This window comes from Acinetobacter sp. UBA3106, assembly GCA_002365595.1.
GTDB lineage: Bacteria > Pseudomonadota > Gammaproteobacteria > Pseudomonadales > Moraxellaceae > Acinetobacter.
Genome location: DFAM01000021.1, coordinates 1 through 22,933 on the forward strand (window position 1 = coordinate 1; position 22,933 = coordinate 22,933).

Below are 22,933 nucleotides of genomic sequence, written 5' to 3' on the forward strand. Positions count from 1 at the left end.
TTTAAAAAAAGCAACAATATTGCCTTTTCAGACCAGTCGCTCCTTGATGTCAATCAGTTGCAGACTTTAAACCTGCATGCGGTGAGCAGTACCTCTTTAAAACCGGTCAAACAGGCTTATTGTCAAATGATGAATGGCTATTTTGCCGAGATGTATCATCTAGGCCATCAAAACCTGCAGTTCGTCGGACAGGTGAAATTACCTCATGCGCAGGATGAAAATCTCAGCAAAAGTTTTGTCGATGCTGATCAGTTTTATGACTTTATTTTAAATCGTTATACTTCATACCGTCAGGCTCAGGAAATTATGGGCTTTGGCTGCAATTTAAAAGCGGCGCTGCATTAATTAAAAATAGCATAAATCAAAAAAAGCCCATCGTTGTATGTAATGCTGATCTGTTAAGGAGTTTAGAAATAAACTCTTTAATTTTTGGTAATTCATGGCGGAGTCTTACCTTTTTAAATCAAAACTTTGCAGCTCATTTGTTACTTTGGTTTCGCCCAAAGTAACCAAAGGCATTTGTCATCCGCAAAACTCGTCAGCTACTATCAATTAGTAAATTTGTCGCAGAAACAATCATTTTTAAATGTAGTCCTGCCTCAAAACAGTTGCGAATGACTTTTCTACATATCAACTACAGTCATGAATTTAAAAAAAGAAAATGCCAGTCAATTTCTTAACTGACTGGCATTACATCACTGGACGGGCTTTTTATATGCTGAAATTGGACTTAACAACCGGTTAGTTTTTCAGGTTGTGGTCGTTCGCGCGGGAAGAAGATTGGACGAAGCTTCACGCCAATACCGTTACCAATAAAGGCAAAAATCAGCCATATCCAGCCATGCACACTCCCAGAGGCAATACCGCTAAAGTAAGCGCCAATATTACAGCCATATGCGAGACGTGCACCATAGCCGAGTAATAAGCCGCCTAGCACAGCAGCTATCAGTGAACGTTTTGGAATATTCAAATTCGGTGCAAATTTACCGGCAAGGCTTGCCGCCAATAAGGCACCCAGCATAATGCCGAAGTTCATCATTGAAGTAATATCGAACCATAATGATTCAGACAAAGCTTTGGCATTACCAGGTTGTTGCCAATAAGCCCAAGAAGCCACATCTACGCCGATAAAACTGGCTGATTTGGCTGCCCAAACTGCAAGTGCAGAAGTTACACCCCAAGGACGACCAGCTAAAGCTAAAGTAGCAAAGTTGAGCAGGGTAAGAATAATCCCTCCCCAAATCAGCGGCCATGGACCACGTAAGAAACGTTTAAAACCTTGAGTCTCGGCAACAGGCTCCACTTCAAGTGAACCATGACGTTTTTTCTCAAAAAAGATGGTTGCAAGTGCAATCGCAGCGAACAGGACAAAACTGACAATGAGTGCAGGGATTACACCTAAACTCGACACAATCGAAATCGGTTCAAGATGCGGCAGATTAAACCACCAGTCTAAATGCGTGGTAGCAATTAAAGAGCCTAGGCAGAAGAAAATCAGGGTCACAATCATGCGCGCGCTACCGCCACCCACGGTGTAAAGCGTACCCGAAGCACAGCCGCCACCCAATTGCATGCCTATACCAAAGATAAAAGCACCAATCATCACAGACATGGAAACAGGGCTGACATTACCTTTAACCGGATTGCCGAACAATTCGCCTACCCCTAAAGCCGGGAAGAACAGCAATACTGCAAGGCCTAGCATGATCATCTGGGCACGTAAACCACGACCACGACGTTCTTTAATAAAAACCCGCCAGCTAGAAGTGAAACCAAATGAGGCATGATATAGCGTCATGCCTAAAGCTCCACCCACCAGGAATAATAAGGCTTGATTAAGACCAACAACTTGATAGGCACCTAGCGTACCTATCAGTAATAAAAAAAGAGCAACCCAAATCGACAGATTCGATCGATTGGATTTTGCAGCAATAACAGACATGGGAGTATAGAAACTAATTAAATTAATCTGTATATTTTAATTGATTCTTCACGTTTAATATTATTAAAACTGATAGATTATAAGATATTTAATTGAAAATAATTGATTTGCCATATCAGTAAAATAAATCAATTAAATGGGCTGCACATTAAATAGTAATCCAATCCAGGCAGCAAAGAGCATTGCAATAATCCTCTAGATGGTGATACGCATACTTCCCTTCAATTTAGATGTACCTGCAAAATGACCGCACAAAGCACCTCATAATGCTAATGAAGAAATACCTACAATCATCACTACGCTAGACACATAATGCTCGGGGATAATTAGAATTGAGAATATCAGAAATAATGCACCCACGGAAAATGCAAGAGTAGAGGAACCTGTCGCTTGTAATGGATTCGCTGGAGTATTTTCATGAATACCAATTTCATCCCGTGCATGTGCTTCCCGGGCATGGTTAGCCGTAAGTTGAACTGCAACTTCGTTTGCCAATTCAGCATTTAAACCACGTTGAATATAAATTTGGGTCAGTTCTTTCAGTTCATGTTCAGGATGAGGGTAGGTAATGAGTAAAATATGTGAAGATGTACCACTGGCAGCCATCCCTATAATAAGGCTGGTAACCAAATAATTGCATCATTGGCGTCGAGCACAGCAGCATGTAATCAGCCTGTTCTTTGAATATAGTGTTTTTTTAGATGATAAGAACGTGACATATGCTTGTACTTAATCATTATTTATTAAAACTGTCATAAAAAAAAAGCTGAATAAAAAAGCTAAATAAAAAAAGTAAGATTCATCAATAAAAAAGCTCCTTAAAAAAGGAGCTTTTTTATTTTAATGATTCACATTATTGTTGAGCTCTTTCTCGAACATTAGAAGCACCTTCTTCTACAGCACCGGCAGCCTTAGCAGTGCCGTCTTTCGCTGCTTCTTTAACATTTTCAGCTGCGGCCTCAGTTTTAGCTGCAGCTTCATCACCAGCTGCCTCAATTTTAGAGGTTGCTTCCTCAGCAGCAGCCTGAGTTTTAGCTTCTGCTTCCTTTGTCGCATCAGAAATATCATGACTTGCTTGATTGGCTGCATTTTCAAGATGCTCACCTGTGGTTGCACCGGTTTCTGGTGCTTCTTGTTTATTACAGCCCACTAGGGCAACGGTAGCAGCAAGACCTAAAGCAATAAGCAATTTATTCATTTTCATTTCCTTCTAATTGTGGCACCCACCTAAATAGGGTATTTCGAATATAACTAAAAAAAAGCATAAATAATGAGCGAAAATTGTTAATTAAATGTAATTATTTTTTATAAAAAAATGAGTGAAAAAAAAGGCTTATATCTCTAGAGCAGAGATATAAACCAGATAAAACAAATTCTGCGTTTTGACTTTTTAATTACGCGTTACGGATAATGTAATCAAAAGCAGACAGTGAAGCTTTGGCACCTTCGCCGGTGGCGATGATGATCTGCTTGTACGGCACGGTGGTACAGTCACCCGCAGCAAACACCCCTTTGACACTGGTTTCGTTGCGGTCATTAATCACAATCTCGCCGCGGTTGGAAAGTTCCACTTTGGATGCTTTCAAGAAGTCGGTGTTTGGTAACAAACCGATCTGCACAAAGATTCCCGCCAGTTCCACCGTGTGCTCTTCATCAGTGGCACGGTCTTTATATTTCAGCGCCGTCACCTGTGAACCGTCACCGATCACTTCAGTTGAAAGTGCATTCATGATCACGGTGGTGTTCGGCAAGCTGTTGAGCTTGTCCTGCAAGACCTGATCGGCACGCAGTTTGGTATCAAATTCAACTAAAGTCACATGCTCGACAATCCCGGCCAGATCAATCGCGGCTTCGACACCCGAGTTCCCGCCGCCAATCACCGCCACACGTTTGCCTTTGAACAATGGACCGTCACAGTGCGGGCAGTAGGCCACACCACGGGTTTTGTATTCCTGCTCACCTGGAACATTCATCTCTCTCCAGCGGGCACCGGTCGACAGGATGATGGTTTTCGATTCCAGCTTCGCGCCATTTTCCAGCGTTACTTCCACCAGACCATTCGCGGTTTCATCGGCACCTTTAATCGCCGCGACTTTTTGCAGGTTCATGATGTCGACATCATAAGCACGCACATGCGCTTCCATTTCAGCGGCAAATTTCGGCCCTTGGGTTTTCTGCACTGAAGTGTAGTTTTCAATGTCCATGGTATCCATGACCTGACCGCCAAAGCGTTCTGCCACAATCCCGGTCTGAATGCCTTTACGCGCGGCATAGATTGCAGCAGTGTTGCCTGCAGGTCCGCCGCCAATCACCAGCACATCAAAAGCGTCTTTGGCATTCAGTTTCTCTGCCTCTTTGGCCGATGAACCGGTATCCAGTTTGGATACGATTTCTTCCAACGTCATGCGGCCCTGACCGATATGTTCACCATTCTGGAACAGCATCGGTACCGCCATGATTTTGCGCTGTTCCACTTCCTCCTGGAAGAAAGCCCCGTCAATCATGGTCGCTGTTGCACCCGGATTGTGAATGGCAATCAGGTTGAGCGCCTGTACCACGTCCGGACAGTTATGGCAGCTTAACGAGACAAACACCTCGAAATCATCAGTCAGATTCAGGCCTTTGATCTGCGCCAACATCTCATCCGATACTTTGGCTGCATAACCCGACACTTGCAACAAGGCTAAAATTAAAGAGGTAAATTCGTGTCCCATCGGCAGGCCGGCAAAGTTGACTCGTGGCTGTTCACCGACTTTCGCCACCCCAAAGCTCGGTGCACGTTTGTTGTTGCCATCAAAACGGGCAGTCACCTGATCCGACAGCGCGGCAATTTCAGTCACCAGTTCCCTGATTTTGTCCGACTTGTCTGAAGCATCTAAAGTCGCGACCAGTTCAATCGGGCTTTCCAGACGTTCTAATAAGGTTTTCAGTTGCGCTGAAGTATTTTGGTCTAACATGGCTAACGTCTCCAAGGGAGTAAATGCTTATTTAATAAAGCTATAATAGGGGAAATAATTGAATAGGTAAAACTTTTCATTTTTATAAAAACGATCGGTTTAATAGATTATGAGATTGTTATAAGTAACTTTTACCAAAAAGATCTTTTTATTACATGAAGGTTTAATGTGAATCTTCAAGTAATTATTCTTGATTTTTAGGAAAATAATTAAATTTAACTCATGATCAGGAAATTTTTTGATTATGATAAAAGCCAGTTTTTTATGGGCAATAATAAATGGATCTTAAATCTGGAATTTATCAACATTATAAAGGCAATTTATATCAGGTTTTTCATGTGGCAACGCATAGTGAAACGCGTGAAAAGCTTGTAGTGTATCAATGCCTATATGGTGATTATTCGATGTGGGTGCGTCCTTTAGAGATGTTTCAGGAAACCGTCACTCTCGCGAACGGTGAAATTTTTCCCAGATTTAAATTGATTCAAGAAACGGCATAGATATAGATTTTCGTCATGGATCGGTTAGACTCAAAATAATTGCAATGTATAGGGACCTCTGATATGAGCATGAATTTGGCTTTTCAAACACGGATGCAGGAGTTGTATCAAGGTTTTATCAAATTTGATGCTTTACAAACCGATCGTATTCAGCGCTACCGTAATATTGAGCCGGATTCTGCATTATTTTTGGCGATGCAAATTCGTATTCAACAGTCGAAAAAAATTTTAGAAGTGGGAACTTCTACCGGTTATTCGACGTTATGGCTTGCCAATGCTGCACAGCAGACCCAAGGTCATGTGACCACACTCGAAATTGATCCTTCACGAACCGCTCAAGCACAGCAATATGCTCAAGAATTGGCACTGGATGAATATATTGATTTTTGGGTGGGAGATGCTCAAGAGTTTTTGGAAAACAGTACCAGTCAGTATGATTTTATTTTGTTAGATGCCGAGCGCGATGCGTATGTCGATTATTGGGCCTATCTGCAACATATGATTGATCCGCAAGGCGGGGTTTTGATTGTCGACAATGTGATTTCTCATGCGGCAGAAGTGAAAGAATTTATCGAATTAGTCAAAAATGATGGACGTTTTCTCACCCTGACTCTGTCGAAAGGAGCGGGGTTATTTATGATCTGTTATAAATAAGCGCGCATGCTGCGAATTTTATGAACGCATATATCAAAATCAGGGCAAGGCCCTGATTTTTTAATGACTGATGTATTTAATCAATCGACACCCGAGAAAAATGTAAGTCGTATTCTAGATATTTATGCACAAAAGCAGCTTTGTCATGACATCGCAGCAAATTATCGTAAATAAAAGGCGGTACAGGGTAATATAAATCGCCAGAGCCATTATCGTAAAAAATTTTTAAATAGCGTGATGATGCACTGTATTTCCAAGATGTTACTGCATTCAGTGTTCCCATAAGCACCTCATTTTTTGTATGACCAAAGTCTGTTGATGTCTTACTGAGCATGACCTTAAAAAGGTCATAACTGATGTATAGCAGAAATAAAAAGTGGAAGGTAGTCTAATTTTGAGATTTAGTATTCTGTTTTTTTAACAGCATAAATTAGACTGATTAAAACGATTATGCGCAGAGCATTCCTTAAAAACAGCATGATGTCGCTTTATTAAAATAATAGGGGTTTTTATGTCGACATTTTTTCTGAAAAGTCTCAAACCGATGCAACCACGTGATGTCACGGAGCAGCATCGGGTGGCAACATCACTGGAGCTTTTATTCGACCTGATTTTTGTAGTGGCTATTGCATCAGCAGGTCAACAGTTGCATCACGCGATTATTGAAAATCATCTCATACAGAGCTTGCCCTTGTATTGTATGGTGTTTTTTGCTTTGTGGTGGTCCTGGATGAACTTTACCTGGTTTGCCTCTGCCTATGATAATGACGATACGCTATATCGTTTAATGACGATGGTACAAATGCTTGGAGCATTGGTCATTGCAGCTGGTATTCCGCTGGCATTTCAAAAAGCTGATTTTGACATCATTATTTTGGGTTATGTCATTATGCGGACGGTACTGATTTTACAGTGGCTACGCGCTGCCAAACATGACCCGGAACGACGCAGTACAATTTATCGTTATGTCATTGGAATTGCCATTATTCAAGTGGGATGGTTATTTTTTCATTTTTCACCGATTGATTTTACTGTGCATTTTTTTGTGGCCTTAGCTTTGGCAGAAATGTCTATACCCTTTACTGCAGAAAAATATGGCAAAACCCCTTGGCATCCGCATCATATAGCGGAGCGTTATTCCTTGCTCACGATTATCGTGCTGGGTGAGTCAATTGTTGCAAGTTTTAAAGCGGTATCTGATGCCTTTAAACATCAGGTCATTAATACCGAACTGATTTTTATGACAGTGGGTGGTGTCATGATGATGTTTACCATGTGGTGGATGTATTTTGATCGGGCTATTCATGGTCGTTTGAATAATCATAGACGGGTGTTTTTTTGGGGATATGGACATTTCTTTATTTTTATTGCGATTGCTTCGGTAGGTGCAGCTTTGGCAGCAGCGGTGGATGTGGCAGCTTCTCATACTGAAATTAGTCATCAATATGCGGGCTTTATTGTTGCCATGACTTTAATCGTTTACAGTTTTAGTCTGTGGTTATTACATGATTTGCCATTTTTAACCGGTTTGGGGAAATGGTTTTATCCATTAACGGCATTGGTCATTTTTGTGATTCCGTTTTTGATTCAGCCGATTGGCTATTGTGTTTTTATGATGGCTTTGGTGTATGGTTTACGCCTGGTTTTTTCAAAATGGTTATTTAAATCGGAACAGTCTGAAATTGAAAATTCTGCAGTTCAGGACATGCATTAATTTAAAAATATAAAAGCAAAAGATAAAAACTAAAACAAAACCGCGCCAAAAGCGCGGTTTTTTATATCAGGGCAATCTAAACGAGATTAGATTTTACCCACTAGGTCGATTGAAGGAGCTAAAGTAGCATCGCCTTCTTTCCATTTAGCTGGGCAAACTTCACCTGGGTGAGCGTGAACGTATTGAGCTGCTTTAACTTTACGAAGAAGTTCTTGAGCATCACGGCCAACACCACCAGCGTTGATTTCAACGATCTGGATTTTACCTTCAGGATCGATAACGAAAGTACCACGGTCAGCAAGACCATCAGCTTCGATTAATACATCAAAGTTTTTAGCAAGTGTCCAGTTTGCATCACCAACCATTACGTATTGGATTTTTTTGATTTCTTCAGAAGAATCGTGCCAAGCTTTGTGAGTGAAATGCGTATCAGTAGAAACTGAGTAGATTTCAACACCTAATTTTTGGAATTCAGCGTAGTTGTCTGCAAGGTCACCTAGTTCAGTTGGGCAAACGAAAGTGAAGTCAGCTGGGTAGAAGAATACTACAGACCATTTACCTTTAAGATCAGCTTCAGTCACTTCAATAAATTGACCGTTTTGGAATGCAGTTGCTTTGAATGGTTTAACTTCTGTATTAATTAAGCTCATCATTGTCTCCATGATTGAGGTTTGTATTTGATTTCCAAAAGGATAGCGAATTTTTTGTTATTGCTGAAACAGTATTTTTACATTATTGAAATCGGAAAAACCGAATTTACTAATATAAAGCCTACAATTCCACCAAATCTGCTTCTTTATCTATTCAATCATTTAAAAATCATTATTGAATGACAAAATATCAGTTTTTCAGCTTGCCTAAGAACATGAAGGTTCAGCGTTTAAAATTCAAGGGCAAAGTATCTTTTAAAGTAAATTTCTTTTTCTGAAACCCGACTATTGTTGTATTCAGTTAGCGTTAATAAATGAATCATCTGGGTATCTTTGAAGATAAGCGACTGGCTAACTATTGTTATATAAGTCAATTTTAACAAATAGGATGACTTTTTTTTTGCTGCTTTAAAGGGATTGTTTACATCAAAGGCTATGAATAAACATTTGCTCATCTTTCTCTTGAGAGCGTTACAGCGTAAAATACCCAGTTCAATTTTTTGTTTTGGGATAAGTTATCTGTGTTAAGTCATTTAAATGTAGATCAATGGGTCATGGCACGTGACCGTCATCGTTTAAATCGACTACGCAAAGGTAAAGATGCGAACGAAAAACAGTATCAGGAATTGTTAGAAAAATCGAATCATAAAGTTCGTGAGCGTCTATCCCGTATTCCGAACATCAAGCTCAATCAAGACCTTCCCGTTACCCAGTATGCCGATAAATTGATTGATGCGATTCAACAGCATCAAGTGATTATTGTGGCCGGTGAAACAGGTTCCGGTAAAACCACCCAGTTACCGCAAATTGCCATGCTGGCCGGACGCGGTTTAACCGGCATGATTGGTCATACTCAACCGCGACGTTTGGCTGCGCGTAGCGTGTCGCAGCGAATTGCCGAAGAAGTGGGTGAAAAACTGGGTGAATCGATTGGTTTTAAAATCCGTTTTAATGAACAGGGTTCCCAAGACTCGATTGTTCGTTTAATGACGGATGGTATTTTGCTGGCTGAACTGGCGAATGACCGTTACTTAACCAAATACGACACCATTATTATTGATGAAGCACATGAGCGTTCACTCAATATCGACTTTATCATGGGCTATTTAAAACAGCTCTTGCCACGTCGTAAAGATTTAAAAGTCATCATTACTTCAGCAACCTTAGATGTAAACCGTTTTAGCAACTACTTTTTTGATGCGCCTATTTTTGAAGTCGAAGGGCGCAGTTTTCCTGTAGAAGTGCGTTATCGCCCTATTTCAGAAATGAGTATTGGCGGTAGTGATGATGACGAATTTGATGACTTTGAAGAAAACCTGCCGCGTGCAGTGGTTCAGGCGGTAGAAGAATGCTTTGCCGATGCACAGCAAAAAGGCCATCCCGAACATGCCGATATCCTGATTTTTGCCAGTACCGAACAGGAAATTCGTGAACTGCAGGAAACCCTGCAAAAGCATGGTCCAAGACATACCGAAATTTTGCCTTTATATGCCCGTTTAGCAATAGCAGAACAGCAAAAGATTTTCAGTCCTGGGGGTAGTGGTCGACGCATTATTATTGCCACCAACGTCGCCGAAACGGCCTTAACTGTACCTAACATTCGCTATGTAATCGACAGCGGTTTTGCACGTATTTCACGTTATAGCTATCGCTCGCGGGTACAGCGTTTGCCAATTGAAGCCGTGTCACAAGCAGCCGCCAATCAGCGTAAAGGGCGTTGTGGCCGTATTGCGCCGGGTGTCTGTATTCGTCTGTATAGTGAAGAAGATTTTCAGAGCCGTCCTGAATTTACCGAGCCTGAAATCAAGCGTACCAACTTGGCCTCGGTCATTTTGCAGATGCAAAGCCTGAATCTGGGCGAGCTGGAAAGTTTCGACTTTATCGAACCGCCAGATCATCGTTTGGTGAATGATGGCCGCAAACTACTGATTGAACTAGGTGCTTTAAACGAGAAAAATCCCCCTAAAGTTACAGATGAAAAGCAATCTGTAACTTCTTCCCCCTTTGGAAAAGGGGGAACACAAGGGGGATTAACCAAAATCGGTCAGCAAATGGCGAAGATGCCGATTGACCCACGTTTGGCCCGTATGATTTTGGGTGGAGCACATTTTGGTGTACTGAATGAAGTGCTGATTATTGTGGCTGCGCTGGCAGTGCAAGACCCACGTGAACGTCCGGCTGATAAACAGATGCAAGCGGATCAGAAGCATGCCTTGTTTAAGGAAGGGGAATCTGACTTTCTGTTCTATATCAAGTTATGGGAAACCTTGCAAAATAATCGTGCGTCGATGAACGAAAATAAACGGCGTAATTTTGCCCGTCAGCATTTTTTAAGCTGGTTACGTTTACGTGAGTGGAAAAAAACTCACGAACAATTGTTTGAGCTGGCACAAGGCTTAAAGCTTTCTTTTAATGATAAAAAAGCCAGTTATGAAAACCTGCACCGTGCTTTACTGACCGGTTTACTTTCGTTTATTGCCAACAAGACTGATGAACGTAATGTATTTATGGCAGTACGCCAGCAAAAAGCACGTATTTTTCCGGCTTCGACCTTGCATAAGACCAATACGCCGTGGGTGATGGCGTTTGAGATGGTGGAAACCTCTCAGGTATATTTACGTACGCTAGCCAAGATTGAACCGGAATGGATTCTGCTGGCGGCGCGTGATTTGCTCAAGCATCACTATTTTGAACCACACTGGTCGAAGAAAGCCGGGGTGGTGAATGCCTATGACCAGATTTCTCTGTTTGGCTTGATTATTGAGCCGAAACGTTTGATGAACTATGAAAAAGTCGATCAGACTGCGGCACATGAAATTTTTCTGCGCGATGCCCTAACTACAGGCAATCTCGGTATTATACCGCCATTCTTGAAGCATAACCTGCTTAAGCTTGAAGAAGTAGAAAGGGTAGAAGATAAGCTGCGTCGTCGCGATCTGGTGGTGGATGAAGAAACCATTTATCAGTTCTATGCCGCAAAAGTTCCTGAAGAAGTGGCGAGTCGTCGAAGTTTTGAAGATTGGCGTGCCACAGTTGAGCCGCAAAATCCGCGTTATTTGTTCGTTGATGATGATGCGCTGTGGATGAATGACCGTCCCACTACGCAGCAATTCCCGGACTATTTACACAATGGTGCATTACGTTTGGCTGCAAGCTACCGTTTTGACCCTAGTCATGATGAAGATGGCGCAACGGTTAAAATTCCGGTACAGGCCTTGCCACAGGTGGATGAAAAGATCTGGTCATGGGGCATACCAGGCTGGCGTCAGGATTTGATTGAAGCCTTATTGAAATCCTTGCCTAAAGATAAACGTCGCAATCTGGTGCCGATTCCTGACACAGCACGTAAATTAATTTCCCGTATTGATGCAGTGAATTTACGTGAGCACATTTTTAGTTATTTGGCTTTCCAGTTGCGTGGTGAACAAATTACCGAGAAAGACTTTTCTTTAGCGCGTGTAGATCAGTATTTGCTGCCGTTCATTAAAGTGATTGATGAAAAGGGTCGGGTAATTGAAAAAGGCCGTGATTTGGCCGAACTGAAAGCCCGTTGCCGAACTGAAACCCATAGTCCGGTGAAACAGCTTAAAGGTGAATTTAAAACTTTCCCGGAAAACTTTACTTTTGAAGCCTCGCAAAAAGTGACAGGGGTTGTGGTTAAGCAATATCAGGCTTTGGTTCCAGGAAAACCTTTTGCAAAGCTCGATACTAAAGATGAATCAGGTGTGGTGATTCAAACCTTTAATGATCAGGCAGAAGCCATTAAGCAGCATCGGGAAGGGGTGATTCATCTGGTGTATATGCAGTTGGGCGATCTGATCCGTCAGCTGAAAAAACAGATTTCCAAACCCTTGGCTCTGGCCTATTCACCGCTGGGTGATAAGGCTCAACTGGAGCAAATGTTAGTTTATGCCACACTTCAGATGACAATAAATGAGCTACCTGTCAATGCTGAAGAGTTTCAAAACTTGATTTTAAATGTAAAAAAATCTTTCCTAACGCATGGTCAAGTGGCATTATCTGTACTCAGTGATATTTATATCCAATGGCAGGATATTCGTCGGAAATTGTTGGTTTTAGACGATTCTATCTTTGGGAAAAATATTGATGACATTGAAGATCAGCTTGATTTGATGAGTCTTTCCAACTGTGTGTATGTCAAATCTTCCGATATATGGCAGGAATTTCCACGCTATTTAAAGGCATTGGTCTTGCGTTTGGAACGCTTGCCAAATAACCTACAAAGGGACAATTCTGCCATTGATCAAGTTGACCCATGGATGGAAAAATTGTTTAAGTTTAAAAATGACGCTCGCCTGAAAGATCTGTACTTCATGGTGGAAGAATTCCGTATTTCCCTGTTCTCACAGCCGATGAAAACAAAAATGCCGGTTTCTCCAACCAGATTGCAAAAAGTATGGAATCAAGTAGGGGTCAGTTAACATAGCGCGAAATTAGCAGGAGTTTTACATGGGCATTCGTATTACCGGTACTGGTCTTTATCACCCAGAAGAAGCCATTAGCAATGAAGAATTAGTGGCAAGTTTAAATGCTTATGTGGAACAGTTTAACCACGACAATGCTGACAAAATCGCCGCAGGTGAAGTTGAAGCACGTCGCGGTTCCAATGCAGAATTTATTGAAAAAGCATCTGGTGTTAAAAGTCGCTATGTTGCTGAAAAATCGGGCATCCTAGATCCAAAACGTTTATATCCACGTTTACGTGAACGCAGCAATGATGAACTTTCTATTCAGGCAGAATGGGGTGTAATTGCGGCTAAACAAGCGATGGAAAATGCCGGTGTTACAGCTGAAGATATCGATGTAGTGATTCTTTCATGTTCAAACATCCAGCGTGCTTATCCTGCTGTAGCCATTGAAATTCAAACTGCTTTGGGTATTGAAGGTTATGCTTATGACATGAATGTGGCATGTTCTGCTGCAACCTTTGGCTTAAAACAGGCGGCTGATGCGATTAAATGTGGCGCACGCCGTGTATTATTAGTGAATGTCGAGATTACTTCGGGTCATACCGATTTCCGTTCACGTGATTGTCACTTTATCTTTGGTGATGTTGCTACAGCATCCATTATTGAAGACACAACCACTAAAACCGGTTTTGAAATTGTAGATACGCATTTGTTTACCCAGTTCTCAAATAACATCCGCAACAACTTCGGTTACCTCAACCGTAGTGAAGATGCGGTTGTAGATGACAAACTGTTCCGTCAAGACGGCCGTAAAGTGTTTAAAGAAGTTTGCCCGCTGGTTGCGAAAATCATTACCAAGCAACTTGAGAAAAATGAAATTGCACCGACGAATGTAAAACGTTTCTGGTTGCACCAAGCCAATGCCAGCATGAATGACCTGATTTTAAAATTCGTGGTAGGTAAAGATGCTGACCGTGCACTTGTACCTATTATTTTAGATGAATTTGCCAATACCTCTTCTGCAGGTGTGATCATTGCATTGCACCGCACGGCACATGAAGTGAATGATGGCGAGTACGGTGTACTTTGCTCATTCGGTGCGGGTTATTCGGTCGGTTCGATTCTGGTACAAAAACACGTGGTAGCATAAGGAATCATCTATTGCAGGTTGAGCATGATGCCAGATGGATCAAACACCTCAGTGTGTTATCCAAACTGTATTTCACCCCAACTTTTTTAGGGGCTGAACATATTGATGCATCCAAACCTGCAATGTATGTCGGTAATCATACCCTGTACGGTGTGTTTGACTCACCCATCTTGATTGATTACCTCTACAACTACCATAAAGTGGCTGTGGTCAGTGTTGCTGATCATGGCCATTTTTATTTGCCGGTTTGGCGAACGCTATTTAAAAAGTTCGGTGCGCTTGACGGTGAAAAAGAATATATCCGTGCCGCGATGCAGCAAGGTTATTCGATCCTGGTCTTTCCAGGCGGTGGCCGTGAGGTCTTGAAAAGAAAAGGCGAGGCTTATCAGCTCATCTGGAAACAGCGTTATGGATTTTTGAAACTGGCACAGGAATTTAATTACGACATCGTTCCATTTGCCGCTCTGGGTGGGGATGAAGTCTTTGAAATTGGATTCGATGCAAATCAGATTATCAAAAGCAAATGGTTTCAAAAGCTGTTAAAAGTACCGCAGCTGGATAAATTACTCCGACATGGCGATGTTATTCCATCCTTACCTAAAAATATCATTCCGAAACGTATACCTTTTTATTTTCAATTTATGCCGCGGCAAAATCTAATGAATATTGAAAGTGCTGAACAATTAAGCGATTTTCGCGATCAGATTCAGCAGCAAATTTATGCGGGATTAGAATATTTAAAACAACAACGTGAAGTTGAAAAAGTTTGAGCCGGCTGAGTTAATTTTTATTTATCTTTTTTTATAATTGATTATCAAATCATTAAGTTTGCATGATTGATCAACTAGGTTTGATTAAATTCTCAACTCGGCATACAGTATCTTCACTATATTATTAAATTCATCTTAGGATGGTCGTTTAATTTGAGGCGAGTATGGAACAGGATCGTTTAATACCGCAGTATGCATTGATTGCGAAGCAGTTACTCAGAATTTCTGAAAATCTCAATGATATTTTGCAAGATCAGCTCAATATTATTGGAGATTTGAATGCGCAAAATATGTTTCGTATTGATCAGGAGCAGCATACTGTACAAGTCGCTAATGGAATGTTTCAGTTGCAATTTTATGCACCTGAGTCAGCAGTAAAACATATTTTGCACTGTGATTTTACTTATCAGGGTCAAAAAGCAGAATTACTAGAAGAATTTATCCTGCATGACCTGTACTTTCTCACCAATGATTTAAAGCCGCAACACTCTCTGTATTTGCGTCAGAAAGCCCAGCAGTTGCGACAGCTCTTGCTTGATCAGGTCTATTTATGGGTACATGGCGCCGAGCGGGTAAGAGATTATTTGAACAATCTTTCCTTACCTGAAGCTGAAATTATTGATCAGCTGATGATCAAGGCTAATATTTATTCCTGTGCTGTTTTGACAGATTATGTGGTGAATAAAAAGGCATTGCCTGAAGCGATTATTCACCTGTTGCAAGAAATTTGTTCCATTCAAAGGGTCTTGGGAGATGAATTTTTACCCTTGCAGCCTTTAATAGAAGCACTGGATGAATTTTGTTTTAGTGCAGCACAGTATTTGCCTGCAGCCATGTACCGCATTATGGCACTTTCATTTGAAGAACGTTTTAACTTGCATGCGTTAATGGAGCATCAGGATGATATCCATTTGCTTTATCGGCATGCCCAAGAACAACCAGCCTTACTTGGCTTTATACGTTTAATGCGGCGTGAATTGTGGCAGCGTGATGATTTACTTTCAAAACAGAATTTTCTAGACCCGCGGTCGGTAGTCTGGCAAAAGAAAGTTGCAAAATTGCCCTTGTTTGATTATCCGCGTGCCGCAAACTGGCTGTTTAAACAATCTGCCGAGGTATTGGATTGGCTGAGTCGCAATATCCAGCAGAGCAGCGTGCGGATTGCAGTCACGGCGCTAAGTTTTATTGATAGCAGTCAGGTTCACCCTCAGGTTATTTTGGCCACTTTACAATACTTTCAGCATTGTTCTGCACGTATGTTTATTCATAGCTGTCACTATTTTGCCATGCAGGAAGCCTGGTTTGAGCATGAACATAATCATACGGTGATACTTAAAGGTCAGCGCCAGGCGCTGGATGACCACCGTATTGCCATTAGTCCTTCCATTTTATATCTGGATGAATGGATGGAATTGATGCGCAATGTCAGCAAGGGCAACGAGCAAACAGTCAAAAAAATCTATTTGCGCCTAAGCCGGGTCATGCAGACCTATATGTTATATCTGCACAAAATAACCCAAGAGTTTGGTGATGATTTAATGGCGTATATCCGGCCGGAAACCCATCAAAATCGCGAATTTTATACGGTATTGCAGCGCTATAAAATGCAGCTGGACGAGTTTCGGCAAATCTTTTATCTGCGTGGCCGTAATATCCGGGTATCGGTATTTGATTCCTATGTGCGCGATTATCTGGTTGAGTTTTTTAAGGATAATCAGTCGATATCGAAAAGCACCACATGGATCGGGTTTTATCATCAGGCAGCAGATTGGCATAATCACATTCAGAAGCAGGAAATTATCAGTCAGCTAAGGTCAAATTATGCAGCTTCGGTATGGCAACCCTTAATGCCGGAAAAAATTATGCACTTTTCCTGCTGGAGCTTTGAAGAACTGGCAGACCTGGACCGGATTATTGAAGAATCGCAAAAATGCCAAAATTGTCTGGCAGCCAGTTATGCACAGCGGATTATTGACAGAGAGTATGTGGCATTCCATATGGCCTCGCAAACCGGCAAGCTGCATATGACTTTAGGTTGTCATCTGCGAGAAGGTCAACTGATCTATGACCAGCTGGAATATCCGCACAATAGAAAAACCGAATACCTTTTTGTAAATATCGCACTGCAATTTATCTCCTGGTTAAACACGGAGTTTGCGCCATTTAAGTGACGGTTGATGTCGCTAAACTTTTTTCTAGGCTTAACTTTTGGGAAAAAAATCGGTAGGCTATAGCCGTTAATTTACGGTTATAGGTCTTATGAAACAAGAAACTGCACTCAAGCTTTTAAAAGCGGGCGAAAATGTCTTTTTAACAGGTTCGGCTGGTGCGGGGAAAACCTATACTCTTAATCAATACATCAATTATTTGAAAGCGCGTAAAGTACCGGTTGCCATTACTGCATCTACAGGGATTGCAGCAACGCATATGAATGGCATGACCATTCATACCTGGGCGGGCATTGGAATTAAAGATTTTTTGGGCGACGCTGACCTGAAAAACATGAAAGAGCGCAAATACCTCAAAGAGCATTTAGAAAATGCCCAGGTATTGATTATTGATGAAATTTCCATGCTGCATGCCAAGCAGCTGAATCTGGTCAATCAAGTTTTAAAATATTTTAAAGAAAGTGATGAAGCCTTTGGCGGCATTCAGGTCATTGTCGCAGGCGATTTTTTCCAGTTGCCGCCAGTGGGTAAAAACGACGAACGCAATCGCGATAAATTCTGCTTTATGTCTGATGCCTGGGTCGAAGCAAAATTCCGGGTCTGTTATCTGACTGAACAGCATCGTCAAGGTAACGATTATTTAAACGACATTTTAAATGCCATTCGTAGCCAAAGTATTACGGCCCAACATCTTCAAGCGTTGGAACAAACCCGCCAGCAAGATGTAGGCGAAACCTTTACCCGTTTATATACCCACAATATGGATGTGGATAGCATCAACTTTAAGCATCTGAATGCGATTGATGCTGAAAGCAAACAGTTTGACGCAATCTGTGATGGTAATGACAAGCTGATTGAAACCTTGAAATCTTCGGTGCGTGCGCCTGAAAACCTGACTTTAAAGAAAAATGCCAAAGTCATGTTTGTCAAAAATAACTTTGATATGGGTTACATTAACGGCAGTTTGGGCGAGGTCATTGGCTTTGAAGAAGATAATGAACATGGCATTTTACCGAAAGTAAAATTGACTGATGGTACGGTGTTGGTGGTGGAGCCTGAAACCTGGTCGGTAGATAATGATGCCGGTAAAACCATTGCCAGTTTTCAGCAAATTCCGTTACGTTTAGCTTGGGCGATTACCATTCATAAGTCACAAGGGATGACACTGGAAGCGGCTGAAATTAATCTGGCAAATACTTTTGAAAAAGGTCAGGGCTATGTGGCGCTATCACGTTTAAAAGCTTTAGGTGGCTTGAAACTTTTAGGCATGAATACTCAGGCGCTGGAACTGGATAGTCTGGCGATCAAGGCCGATCGACGTTTTCAGGAATTGTCAGAAGAAGCGGAAAATCATTTTCAGCTGATTGATTTAACGCCACAACATAAAGCATTTATCCGTCATTGTGGTGGTACCTTGAATGAAACAGAAATTCAGCGTAATGAAAAGAAAATAGCAAAAAGTGCTGGCAAAACCAATTATGCCACCGCCACACTGGATGAAACCCGTGAACTGTTTGAAGAAGGTTATGAAATTCAGGATATTGCTGTTGAGCGCGGTTTAACGCCTGCAACTATTATTAATCATTTGGCAAAATTGCATAAAGAGCAGGGTCTGGATATTTCAGTGGCTCATCCCGGCGATGAAGTGGTGGAGCAGGTACGTAAAATTTATAAACGCTTGATGAAACGAAAAAGTCCTGAAAACTTTAGTGAAGATGGTGCAATCAAGCTGAGACCGATTGTAGAAGCGACCAGTCCACGTATGGGATATGATCAGGTGCGTTTGGCGCTACTTTTTGTTGAATAAGCCTTAATAAGTTAATTAAAAAAGGACATCAATAGATGTCCTTTTTATTTTAAATTTTACTGATAAATAAATGTTTAGAGCTTTACAAGCAAAGTTTTAAACTTTAAAAATGTTTTCAATTTGATATATGTCCCATTATAAGAAGAAATCTTTCTCTAGTATTAAGTTTGAGAAAAAAGATAAGTTTAATAGATGATGTGATGAGTGAGTCATTAGAGAAATAAGAATCTAAGGAACTTTAAATTGAATTTTAAAGTAGAATAAAAATTAATACTTTGCGTTGAAAAAAGAATTTGTTATGTTGTTTTGGAATAACAATAGTTTGGATCAGTTTTAAAGTTGAAAAAATAGGATGATTTTTTCATTAGCTTAAAATAAAAAAAATTAAAAGGAAATATATGAAACAGTATCAGAGAGCAGCTCTTGCTTTGGTGGTGGCCAAGCTGGAGTTTGGTAATCATAAATCAAACATTTATGATTGCCATGAAAGTGCCTATCCTCAAATCAGCGGCAACGTAAATACGCATGAAGCAAAACTTTATGATTATCAGCGATCAGCAATTTTTGAGGGGCGACATACCGGGCGGGAATTTAATCTGTATGATTATGGTCATGCTGAATTTATCAGTTTAAAAAAGAAAGGCATAAAAAAATACGAAGGTTATCATTATGGTAACTCAAGTTATTATGAAATCACCATTTCCGGTTCGACCATAAGCCTGTATGACTTTAGCACAGAGCAATATTATAACTTTACCTGATTGATCATAACTTTGATGACACATAATTAGCCTTTATAAAACAACTATCTTTGCTTTGCTATTTTTAAAATCGATAGCATGTTTCTATTGATTATGCAGCTTCAGCTTTCAATTCTTTACCCACTTCCTTCGCCATTTTAACCAAAGCTATCGTCACCGTTTTAGTTTCAGTCCATTCTTGTATTTTCAAACCAAAGTCTGGAATTATTTCTAATTGTACGCATCAGAATGCTGTCATAAAATCAGAAATCGCCTACACCTAAAAGAAAGCCCTATATCAATTTGAGCTGGCCAATTGCGAGCTGCAACCGCTTGAGCTTTTATTAAAAATTTGGTTGGCGTGATTTCATCTTTTCAGTAGTTTTCTTACGCACACTTAAATGCACGTTTTCCTCTTATATGTGGATGGCCCAAAATATGGGAAGTCATAGCCATGAGGTTGTCCTAAATGAAGATTATTTCGGTTGAAAACATCGTCAAATCAAACAAAACATGAAAAAAAATAATTAATTTAATGTTAAGATGAGATAAATTCATTTACTAATCTATTTATTTCTCATCACCTAGGGCACAGATCGGTGGCTTGTGTGATTGGATAACGATGTTTGTGGTCTTTGCTCATGTTAGAAATTCGTCATCTCAAAACTTTAACTGCATTACGTGAACATGGTTCACTGGTGGCTGCAGCCAATGATCTTTGTTTAACACCATCTGCCATTTCTCATCAACTGAAAGAACTGGATCACTGGTATGGGGTAGAGGTGGTGAATCGTCGTAGTCGCCCGGTGACTTTTTCTAACGTGGGACAGCGTTTGCTCAAATTGGCTGATGATGTACTCCCACAGATCCAGATTACCCAATCCGATATTACCCGTATTGTGCATGGCCAGACGGGGCGTATCATTTTCTCGTCAGAATGTCATAGCTGTTTTGACTGGTTAATGCCGCTGCTCAATCAATATCGTCATTTGTATCCGGATGTAGACCTGGATTTTGCTTCAGGTTTTGAAGCCAATCCGCATGAACTGCTGCAAAATGCGGAATTTGACCTGTTGATTACCGCGGATCCTATTGCGTTAAAAGGCATCGAATATTTCCCGATTTTTGAATATGAATCCCGTCTGGTGTTATCCAATACCCATCCGCTGGTTCGTGCAGAACGTATTACCGTACAAGAGTTGGCTGAGGAAACCTTAATTACTTATCCGGTGGATAAGCACCGTCTGGACATCATGGCGAAACTATTTATTCCGGCAAATATTCAACCGAAGCACGTACGCACCACAGATTTAACTCAAATGTTGATTCAGCTGGTGGCCAGTGGACGGGGGATTGCAGCACTTCCAGACTGGGTGGTGAATGAATATGAGCAAAAAGGTTGGGTCACTTCACGCCGTTTAGATTGTGTCTCTGTTACAGGTTTACGTCGTACTTTGTATGCCGGTTATCGTACAGAAGAAAAAGAGAAAAGTTACTTTGAAGGTTTCTTAAAGCAATTGGCTAAATTTTCGCAAAAGCGTAATCAGTATTATTCTGCTTAAAAAGGATGTGCTGAATTTTCCACAAGTTCACAGTTTTAGACGGAATTTTTTCATGACCTGAGTCAATATAGATTGATTGTTCTCAGCTCTTATCTTATCTAAATCAACGATAAATAATCGTTTTTATTCTTGCTAGGCTAGCGCTGGAATCGCCGAAGGAGAAGGGTTGTGAGTTCCGCGCATTGGCTTAGCAAAGATTTATGGATTATTGCAGCAGGATTTGTCGCTGCCATGCATGTCGGCAAGTTGCCACCTGCGGTTCCTGTCCTGCAAGCCGAGTTAGGTATCAGTCTGGTGCAAGCCGGTTTTTTATTGTCCGTGGTTCAAGTTGCAGGCATGTGTATGGCACTCGTGCTGGGCAGTTATACCGCTAAAATTGGCTTAAAATGCTGTGTACTATTGGGCTTGAGCTTACTCGCATTCGCCAGTTTCACTGGTGGTTTTGTGCAGGCATTCCCGGGCTTGTTGGCACTGCGTGTGGTTGAAGGTTTCGGATTTTTACTGATTACCTTAAGTGGTCCTGCTTTTATCCGCCAATTGGTTCCGGTCGAGCAGTTACAAGCCAAGATGGGGCTGTGGAGCGCCTACATGGGAGCGGGAATGGGAATAGGCTTGCTGTGTACGCCATTCCTGATCAATAGTATGGGCTGGCACGGGGTTTGGATGTGTTTCGGAGGATTATCACTTGCTTTGGCAGCTGTGATTTACAGGGTTATTCCCGCAGTGCAGACCCATACTCAGTCGGTTGCAGTTTTTGATTTAATTAAACTGACTTTGAAACATCCTCCAGCCTGGATTTTGGCCGCCATTTTTGGTGTATATGCCGGACAATGGTTGAGTCTGGTGGGATTTTTGCCCAGCATTTATCAGCAATATCATATTCCTTTAGCCGTGGCAGGAGCCTTAACGGCAATTGTAGCGATAGCCAATGCTGTTGGCACCTATGTATGTGGCTTACTGTTACATCGTGGTTTTCGGCCTCAAACTTTAGTCCAAACCGGTTTTACCACTTTAATGGTCTGTGCCCTGAGTTTTTATCTGTTACGCGAATTCTTGCCCTTTATTTTGCAATTTATATTGGTTTTGAGCTTTTCATTATTTGGTGGTTTAGTCGCAGCGGTCGTGTTTTCTCAGGTATTAAATTTTTCCGCAAAGCCCATTGCCATTACCACTACAATCGGGCTAGTCCTGCAATTTTCGGCCACCTCGCAATTTCTATTGCCACCTTTGATTGCCTCAATTGTACTGGCTACAGGTGGATGGATTTGTGTAGGAATTTTAATGGCCAGCCTGTCGCTGATTGGTATGCTTTTAACCAGAATTTTATTTCAAAAAGCTGAATAAATCGTGCAGATCAAGCCTGCCAAGCACCAGTTGTCAGGCTTAAGATTAAAAATTCAAGAATGACCGATAAACAAAGTCAATATTCCAGCAGCGATCAAAGGACCGACAGGAACGCCACGTAAGACAGCAACACCTGCAACCGTTCCAATCAGCAATCCTGCGACCACATCCGGTTGATTGCTCATCAGTTTAACTCCGCGTCCACCCAGCCATGCGACCAGTATGCCAATCGCAATGGCAAGTAAGGATTTCCAGCTCATAAAGGATTTTAAAATGGCATCGCCAGGAATGTTGCCACTAGCAATCGGCGTGAGAACGCCAATAGTTAAAATAATAATGCCAATATTTAAACCATGCTGTTGTAGGTAAGGAAAATATTCACTCAGCGGAGTTATGCGAAAAACAATTAAAACTCCAGCGGCAATCGTGACTGCACTATTATGACTAAAGATACCGCAGGCTAATAACGCCAGCAGGACAATCAGGTTTAAATCTAGATGGGACATTATTCACAGGGAGAGGATTAACAATAATCACTATTGTAT

The 22,933-nt window shown here is 41.3% G+C and carries 18 protein-coding genes and 1 pseudogene; 12 read left to right on the plus strand and 7 right to left on the minus strand.

What is annotated here, in order from left to right:
- On the plus strand, positions 1 to 345 hold a 345-nt coding region (locus B4C48_RS11885; RefSeq protein WP_291356763.1), incomplete at its 5' end, for a hypothetical protein.
- Positions 346 to 730: 385 nt separating this feature from the next.
- Here the strand turns inward: B4C48_RS11885 and B4C48_RS11890 are convergent.
- The 4 genes and pseudogenes from B4C48_RS11890 to ahpF form a co-directional block, all read right to left on the minus strand.
- Positions 731 to 1,942, minus strand: coding sequence for a YeeE/YedE family protein (locus B4C48_RS11890; protein WP_291356764.1), 1,212 nt, complete (start codon positions 1,940 to 1,942; stop codon positions 731 to 733).
- A 195-nt stretch (positions 1,943 to 2,137) separates the two neighbouring features.
- Positions 2,138 to 2,598, minus strand: a pseudogene (locus tag B4C48_RS11895) (VIT1/CCC1 transporter family protein).
- Positions 2,599 to 2,795: 197 nt separating this feature from the next.
- Entirely contained in the window at positions 2,796 to 3,140 is a 345-nt protein-coding gene (locus tag B4C48_RS11900) for a hypothetical protein (RefSeq protein ID WP_291356766.1), read from the minus strand.
- Positions 3,141 to 3,336: 196 nt separating this feature from the next.
- Positions 3,337 to 4,899, minus strand: a complete 1,563-nt coding sequence (gene ahpF / locus B4C48_RS11905; RefSeq protein ID WP_291356768.1) for an alkyl hydroperoxide reductase subunit F — start codon at positions 4,897 to 4,899, stop codon at positions 3,337 to 3,339.
- A gap of 278 nt (positions 4,900 to 5,177) precedes the next feature.
- Between ahpF and B4C48_RS11910 the strand changes: the two genes are divergently transcribed.
- Positions 5,178 to 5,399, plus strand: a complete 222-nt coding sequence (locus tag B4C48_RS11910; protein ID WP_291356770.1) for a DUF1653 domain-containing protein — start codon at positions 5,178 to 5,180, stop codon at positions 5,397 to 5,399.
- 63 nt (positions 5,400 to 5,462) lie between these two features.
- Positions 5,463 to 6,053: an O-methyltransferase gene (locus tag B4C48_RS11915; protein WP_291356772.1), complete on the plus strand. Its 591-nt coding sequence runs from the start codon at positions 5,463 to 5,465 to the stop codon at positions 6,051 to 6,053.
- A gap of 76 nt (positions 6,054 to 6,129) precedes the next feature.
- Here the strand turns inward: B4C48_RS11915 and B4C48_RS11920 are convergent, their stop codons facing one another.
- Positions 6,130 to 6,336 carry a KTSC domain-containing protein gene (locus tag B4C48_RS11920; RefSeq protein ID WP_291356774.1) on the minus strand — a complete coding sequence of 69 codons (207 nt, stop codon included), beginning with the start codon at positions 6,334 to 6,336 and terminating at the stop codon, positions 6,130 to 6,132.
- Positions 6,337 to 6,564: 228 nt separating this feature from the next.
- Here B4C48_RS11920 and B4C48_RS11925 point away from each other — a divergent pair, with 228 nt between their 5' ends.
- On the plus strand, positions 6,565 to 7,767 hold the full coding sequence (locus B4C48_RS11925; RefSeq protein ID WP_291356775.1) for a low temperature requirement protein A: 1,203 nt from the start codon (positions 6,565 to 6,567) through the stop codon (positions 7,765 to 7,767).
- A gap of 86 nt (positions 7,768 to 7,853) precedes the next feature.
- Here the strand turns inward: B4C48_RS11925 and ahpC are convergent, their stop codons facing one another.
- A complete protein-coding gene (gene ahpC / locus B4C48_RS11930) occupies positions 7,854 to 8,417 on the minus strand; it encodes an alkyl hydroperoxide reductase subunit C (RefSeq protein WP_291356777.1) in 564 nt (187 codons plus the stop codon).
- Between the two features lie 554 nt (positions 8,418 to 8,971).
- Between ahpC and hrpA the strand changes: the two genes are divergently transcribed.
- From hrpA to B4C48_RS11970, 8 genes are all read left to right on the plus strand, one after another.
- Positions 8,972 to 12,859 carry an ATP-dependent RNA helicase HrpA gene (gene hrpA / locus B4C48_RS11935; RefSeq protein WP_414631513.1) on the plus strand — a complete coding sequence of 1,296 codons (3,888 nt, stop codon included), beginning with the start codon at positions 8,972 to 8,974 and terminating at the stop codon, positions 12,857 to 12,859.
- Positions 12,860 to 12,887: 28 nt separating this feature from the next.
- The gene (locus B4C48_RS11940) at positions 12,888 to 13,997 is read left to right on the plus strand and encodes a beta-ketoacyl-ACP synthase III (protein ID WP_291356781.1); all 1,110 of its coding nucleotides are present in this window, start codon (positions 12,888 to 12,890) and stop codon (positions 13,995 to 13,997) included.
- 11 nt (positions 13,998 to 14,008) lie between these two features.
- Complete coding sequence (locus B4C48_RS11945) at positions 14,009 to 14,767, plus strand: lysophospholipid acyltransferase family protein (RefSeq protein WP_291356783.1); 759 nt, start codon at positions 14,009 to 14,011, stop codon at positions 14,765 to 14,767.
- Positions 14,768 to 14,931: 164 nt separating this feature from the next.
- Positions 14,932 to 16,938, plus strand: coding sequence for a hypothetical protein (locus B4C48_RS11950; protein WP_291356785.1), 2,007 nt, complete (start codon positions 14,932 to 14,934; stop codon positions 16,936 to 16,938).
- An 88-nt stretch (positions 16,939 to 17,026) separates the two neighbouring features.
- Complete coding sequence (locus B4C48_RS11955) at positions 17,027 to 18,742, plus strand: AAA family ATPase (protein ID WP_291356787.1); 1,716 nt, start codon at positions 17,027 to 17,029, stop codon at positions 18,740 to 18,742.
- Positions 18,743 to 19,140: 398 nt separating this feature from the next.
- Positions 19,141 to 19,503 (plus strand): hypothetical protein, encoded by a 363-nt coding sequence (locus B4C48_RS11960; RefSeq protein WP_291356789.1) that lies wholly within the window; start codon positions 19,141 to 19,143, stop codon positions 19,501 to 19,503.
- 620 nt (positions 19,504 to 20,123) lie between these two features.
- A complete protein-coding gene (locus B4C48_RS11965; RefSeq protein WP_291356791.1) occupies positions 20,124 to 21,044 on the plus strand; it encodes a LysR family transcriptional regulator in 921 nt (306 codons plus the stop codon).
- Between the two features lie 168 nt (positions 21,045 to 21,212).
- Positions 21,213 to 22,388 carry a CynX/NimT family MFS transporter gene (locus tag B4C48_RS11970; RefSeq protein ID WP_291356793.1) on the plus strand — a complete coding sequence of 392 codons (1,176 nt, stop codon included), beginning with the start codon at positions 21,213 to 21,215 and terminating at the stop codon, positions 22,386 to 22,388.
- A gap of 53 nt (positions 22,389 to 22,441) precedes the next feature.
- On the opposite strand, the gene B4C48_RS11975 is transcribed toward B4C48_RS11970, so the two are convergent.
- Positions 22,442 to 22,894 carry a DUF441 domain-containing protein gene (locus B4C48_RS11975; protein ID WP_414631510.1) on the minus strand — a complete coding sequence of 151 codons (453 nt, stop codon included), beginning with the start codon at positions 22,892 to 22,894 and terminating at the stop codon, positions 22,442 to 22,444.
- Positions 22,895 to 22,933: the final 39 nt, after the last annotated feature.

What these genes read in the sequence shown, in the direction of transcription:
- B4C48_RS11975 (WP_414631510.1), bottom strand. Translation starts at nt 22,894, where the DNA reads ATGTCCCATCTAGATTTAAACCTGATTGTCCTGCTGGCGTTATTAGCC.
- B4C48_RS11955 (WP_291356787.1), top strand. Translation starts at nt 17,027, where the DNA reads ATGAAACAAGAAACTGCACTCAAGCTTTTAAAAGCGGGCGAAAATGTC.
- B4C48_RS11925 (WP_291356775.1), top strand. Translation starts at nt 6,565, where the DNA reads ATGTCGACATTTTTTCTGAAAAGTCTCAAACCGATGCAACCACGTGAT.
- B4C48_RS11915 (WP_291356772.1), top strand. Translation starts at nt 5,463, where the DNA reads ATGAGCATGAATTTGGCTTTTCAAACACGGATGCAGGAGTTGTATCAA.
- B4C48_RS11900 (WP_291356766.1), bottom strand. Translation starts at nt 3,140, where the DNA reads ATGAATAAATTGCTTATTGCTTTAGGTCTTGCTGCTACCGTTGCCCTA.
- hrpA (WP_414631513.1), top strand. Translation starts at nt 8,972, where the DNA reads ATGGCACGTGACCGTCATCGTTTAAATCGACTACGCAAAGGTAAAGAT.
- B4C48_RS11920 (WP_291356774.1), bottom strand. Translation starts at nt 6,336, where the DNA reads ATGGGAACACTGAATGCAGTAACATCTTGGAAATACAGTGCATCATCA.
- ahpF (WP_291356768.1), bottom strand. Translation starts at nt 4,899, where the DNA reads ATGTTAGACCAAAATACTTCAGCGCAACTGAAAACCTTATTAGAACGT.
- B4C48_RS11965 (WP_291356791.1), top strand. Translation starts at nt 20,124, where the DNA reads ATGTTAGAAATTCGTCATCTCAAAACTTTAACTGCATTACGTGAACAT.
- B4C48_RS11960 (WP_291356789.1), top strand. Translation starts at nt 19,141, where the DNA reads ATGAAACAGTATCAGAGAGCAGCTCTTGCTTTGGTGGTGGCCAAGCTG.
- B4C48_RS11950 (WP_291356785.1), top strand. Translation starts at nt 14,932, where the DNA reads ATGGAACAGGATCGTTTAATACCGCAGTATGCATTGATTGCGAAGCAG.
- B4C48_RS11940 (WP_291356781.1), top strand. Translation starts at nt 12,888, where the DNA reads ATGGGCATTCGTATTACCGGTACTGGTCTTTATCACCCAGAAGAAGCC.
- ahpC (WP_291356777.1), bottom strand. Translation starts at nt 8,417, where the DNA reads ATGAGCTTAATTAATACAGAAGTTAAACCATTCAAAGCAACTGCATTC.
- B4C48_RS11890 (WP_291356764.1), bottom strand. Translation starts at nt 1,942, where the DNA reads ATGTCTGTTATTGCTGCAAAATCCAATCGATCGAATCTGTCGATTTGG.
- B4C48_RS11910 (WP_291356770.1), top strand. Translation starts at nt 5,178, where the DNA reads ATGGATCTTAAATCTGGAATTTATCAACATTATAAAGGCAATTTATAT.